This window comes from Streptomyces sp. CRN 30 (genome assembly GCF_034105845.1).
In genome coordinates this window covers 1-4082 of record NZ_JAVRHI010000134.1, presented here as the reverse complement: position 1 = coordinate 4082, position 4082 = coordinate 1, and the positions used below count along the sequence as shown (strand labels likewise).

The following is a 4082-nucleotide window of genomic DNA, read 5'->3' as shown; positions in this document are numbered from 1 at the left end:
AGTCGTTCCGCGACGCGTGGCGCTGGGCGCGGCCGCCGTCGTCACGGTGGCGGCGGGCGCGGCGGGCGCGGCCCTCGGTGCGGTTCCGGCCGTCCGCGCGGCCCTGGCGGTGCTCCTCGCCCTGGCCGCCGCCCAGCTCCTGCTGCGCCACTGCGTACGCCGGTTCGGCGGCGTCACCGGTGACGTCTTCGGCGGACTCGCCGAGACCGCCGCGACGACCGCGCTGGTCGTCCTGGCTCTCGGCTGAGCCGCGGGCACAAGCGTAGGCTCGCGGGCGGGGTTGCGCCCGCCCAGGTGGGAACCCCGCCGCAGGAGGGATCTAGGGTCGGAGGTCGGGCCCGGTCGACCCACCGCATTCGGCCACACACCGGACTTCACCGGTACTTCATACGGAAGCGAGATTTCACCACCGTGACTGCTCTCACTCTCAGCACCGCCGCGGCGCCCGGCCTGCGGGCCGACGCGATCGTGATCGGTGTCGCCAAGGGCTCCGCGCCCAGGTCCCAGAGCCTGGTCGTCGCGCCGGGTGCCGAGGCCGTGGACAAGGCGTACGACGGCTCACTGGCCGCCGTCCTGGAGACCCTCGGTGCCTCCGGTGCCGAGGGCGAGGTGACGAAGCTGCCCGCACCCTCGGGCTTCAAGGCGCCGCTCGTGGTGGCGGTGGGCCTGGGCGCCGAGCCCGAGAAGGACTCCGGCTACGACGGCGAGACCCTGCGCAAGGCCGCCGGTGCCGCCGCCCGTGCCCTGGCCGGCACCAAGAAGGCCGCCTTCGCGCTGCCGCTCGCGGACGCCGCGGACGCCGGCGCGGTCGGCGAGGGCGTGCTGCTCGGCGCGTACTCCTTCGACGCCTACAAGTCCGCCGGCAAGGACGCCGCGAAGGACAAGCAGGCCAAGAACGGCAAGGCCCCGCTCGCCGAGGCCGCGCTGCTCGGCGGCAAGCCCCGCGACAAGGTGTTCAAGGCCGCGCTGGAGCGCGCCGCCACCGTCGCCGAGGAGCTGAACCGCGCCCGCGACCTGATCAACACCCCGCCGAACGACCTCAACCCCGAGTCGTTCGCCGCGGTCGCGCAGGCCGCGGCCAAGGAGCACGGCATCAAGGTGCAGGTGCTCGACGAGAAGGCGCTCACCAAGGGCGGCTACGGCGGCATCCTCGGCGTCGGCGCCGGTTCGGCGGCCGGTCCGCGCCTGGTCAAGCTCTCGTACACCTCGTCCAAGGCGAAGAAGTCGCTCGCCTTCGTCGGCAAGGGCATCACCTACGACTCGGGCGGCATCTCGCTGAAGCCGGCCGGCCACAACGAGACGATGAAGTGCGACATGGCCGGCGCCGCGGCGGTCTTCGCCGCCGTGGTCGCCGCCGCGCGGCTCGGCCTGGAGGTCAACGTCACCGGCTGGCTGGCGCTGGCCGAGAACATGCCGTCGGGCTCCGCCACCCGCCCCGGCGACGTGCTGCGCATGTACAGCGGCAAGACGGTGGAGGTGCTGAACACCGACGCCGAGGGGCGTCTCGTCCTCGCCGACGCGCTGTGGGCCGCCTCGCAGGAGTCGCCGGACGCGATCATCGACGTCGCGACGCTGACCGGGGCGATGATGCTGGCGCTGGGCTCCCGTACGTACGGGATCATGGCCAACGACGACGCGTTCCGCGCGGCGGTGCACGAGGCCGCCGAGGAGGTCGGCGAGCCGGCCTGGCCGATGCCGCTCCCCGAGCACCTGCGCAAGGGCATGGACTCCGCGACGGCCGACATCGCGAACATGGGCGAGCGGATGGGCGGCGGGCTGGTGGCCGGGCTGTTCCTGCGCGAGTTCGTGGGCGAGGGGATCGCGTGGGCGCACCTCGACATCGCCGGGCCGGCGTTCAACGAGGGCGGGCCGTTCGGTTACACGCCGAAGGGTGGTACGGGTACCGCTGTGCGCACGCTGGTGCGGGTCGCCGAGCTGGCGGCTGCCGGGGATCTGGGCTGACGCCCGGTTTACCGTGCCGGGCGCCTGAGAGCCCGGTGACGACGGGGCGTGGGCGGCTGCGGGCCCGATGTGGCTGATCGCGCAGTTCCCCGCGCCCCTTACGGGGCTGGTCGCGCCCGCGCGGCGGAGCCGCTGATCGACACAGCCCCGCGCCCCTTACGGGGGCGCTCTCTCGTGAACGTGGGGCGTCTCACACCCCGGCCCCGCGTCTCGTCGGGGCTCCGCAAGTGCGAAGATGGGGACCGGCAGGACAGGGCCCCACCCCAAGGGCCGAAGAACGAGCGGCCGGACACCAGCCGCCGACCGGTCACTGGAGACCGGCGTGGCGCACATGCATGGAGGACGTGACGTGGCGAACGACGCCAGCACCGTTTTCGACCTAGTGATCCTCGGCGGTGGCAGCGGTGGTTACGCCGCGGCCCTGCGCGGGGCGCAGCTGGGTCTGGACGTCGCTCTGATCGAGAAGGGCAAGGTCGGCGGCACCTGCCTGCACAACGGCTGCATCCCGACGAAGGCCCTGCTGCACGCGGGTGAGATCGCCGACCAGGCCCGCGAGAGCGAGCAGTTCGGTGTGAAGGCCACCTTCGAGGGCATCGACATCGAGGCCGTCCACAAGTACAAGGACGACGTGATCTCGGGCCTGTACAAGGGCCTGCAGGGGCTCATCGCCTCCCGCAAGGTCACCTACATCGAGGGTGAGGGCAAGCTCTCCTCCCCCACCTCGGTCGATGTGAACGGCCAGCGTGTCCAGGGCCGTCACGTCCTGCTGGCGACCGGCTCCGTGCCGAAGTCGCTGCCCGGCCTGAACATCGACGGCGACCGGATCATCTCCTCCGACCACGCCCTCAAGCTGAACCGCGTGCCGAAGTCCGCGATCGTGCTGGGCGGCGGCGTGATCGGCGTCGAGTTCGCCTCCGCGTGGAAGTCCTTCGGCACCGACGTCACCATCGTCGAGGGCCTGAAGCACCTCGTCCCGGTCGAGGACGAGAACAGCTCGAAGCTTCTTGAGCGCGCGTTCCGCAAGCGCGGCATCAAGTTCAACCTGGGCACCTTCTTCCAGAAGGCCGAGTACACCCAGGACGGCGTCAAGGTCACGCTGGCCGACGGCAAGGAGTTCGAGGCCGAGGTCCTCCTCGTCGCCATCGGCCGCGGCCCGGTCTCGCAGGGCCTGGGCTACGAGGAGGCCGGCGTCGCCACGGACCGCGGCTACGTCCTCGTCGACGAGTACATGCGGACCAACGTCCCGACGATCTCCGCCGTCGGCGACCTGGTCCCGACCCTCCAGCTCGCGCACGTCGGCTTCGCCGAGGGCATCCTCGTCGCGGAGCGGCTGGCCGGCCTCAAGGTCGTCCCGATCGACTACGACGGTGTGCCCCGGGTGACGTACTGCCACCCCGAGGTCGCCTCCGTCGGTATCTCCGAGGCCAAGGCCAAGGAGATCTACGGTGCGGACAAGGTCGTCGCCCTGAAGTACAACCTCGCGGGCAACGGCAAGTCCAAGATCCTGAAGACCGCGGGCGAGATCAAGCTCGTGCAGGTCAAGGACGGTGCCGTGGTCGGCGTCCACATGGTCGGCGACCGCATGGGCGAGCAGGTCGGCGAAGCCCAGCTGATCTACAACTGGGAGGCGCTGCCCGCCGAGGTCGCGCAGCTCATCCACGCCCACCCGACGCAGAATGAGGCGCTCGGCGAGGCCCACCTGGCCCTCGCGGGCAAGCCGCTGCACTCGCACGACTGACCGCCCTCGGTCACCACGCGCGACGATCGCGACCCCACAGACTTCCGCAATTCGTTAGGAGCAACCGAAACCATGGCGGTTTCCGTAACCCTTCCGGCGCTCGGCGAGAGCGTCACCGAGGGCACCGTCACCCGTTGGCTGAAGGCCGAGGGTGAGCGCGTCGAGGCCGACGAGCCGCTGCTCGAGGTGTCGACCGACAAGGTCGACACCGAGATCCCGGCCCCCGCCTCCGGCGTGCTGTCCTCCATCAAGGTCGCCGAGGACGAGACGGTCGAGGTCGGCGCCGAGCTGGCCCTGATCGACGACGGCACCGGCGCCCCCGCCGCGGCCCCCGCCCCGGCCGCCGAGCAGGTCGCCGAGCCGGCCCCCGAGCCCGCCCCGG

4 protein-coding genes are annotated in these 4082 nt (G+C 71.7%); all 4 read left to right on the top strand.

Going from position 1 to position 4082, the window contains the following annotated elements; translation table 11 throughout:
* A partial coding sequence (locus tag UW392_RS12810) for an adenosylcobinamide-GDP ribazoletransferase (RefSeq protein WP_320775060.1) occupies positions 1-247 on the top strand: 247 nt, incomplete at its 5' end.
* A gap of 164 nt (positions 248-411) precedes the next feature.
* Positions 412-1962: a leucyl aminopeptidase gene (locus UW392_RS12805; RefSeq protein ID WP_320775059.1), complete on the top strand. Its 1551-nt coding sequence runs from the start codon at positions 412-414 to the stop codon at positions 1960-1962.
* 349 nt (positions 1963-2311) lie between these two features.
* The gene (lpdA, locus tag UW392_RS12800) at positions 2312-3700 is read left to right on the top strand and encodes a dihydrolipoyl dehydrogenase (protein ID WP_320775058.1); all 1389 of its coding nucleotides are present in this window, start codon (positions 2312-2314) and stop codon (positions 3698-3700) included.
* Positions 3701-3772: 72 nt separating this feature from the next.
* A partial coding sequence (locus UW392_RS12795) for a biotin/lipoyl-containing protein (RefSeq protein ID WP_320775057.1) occupies positions 3773-4082 on the top strand: 310 nt, incomplete at its 3' end.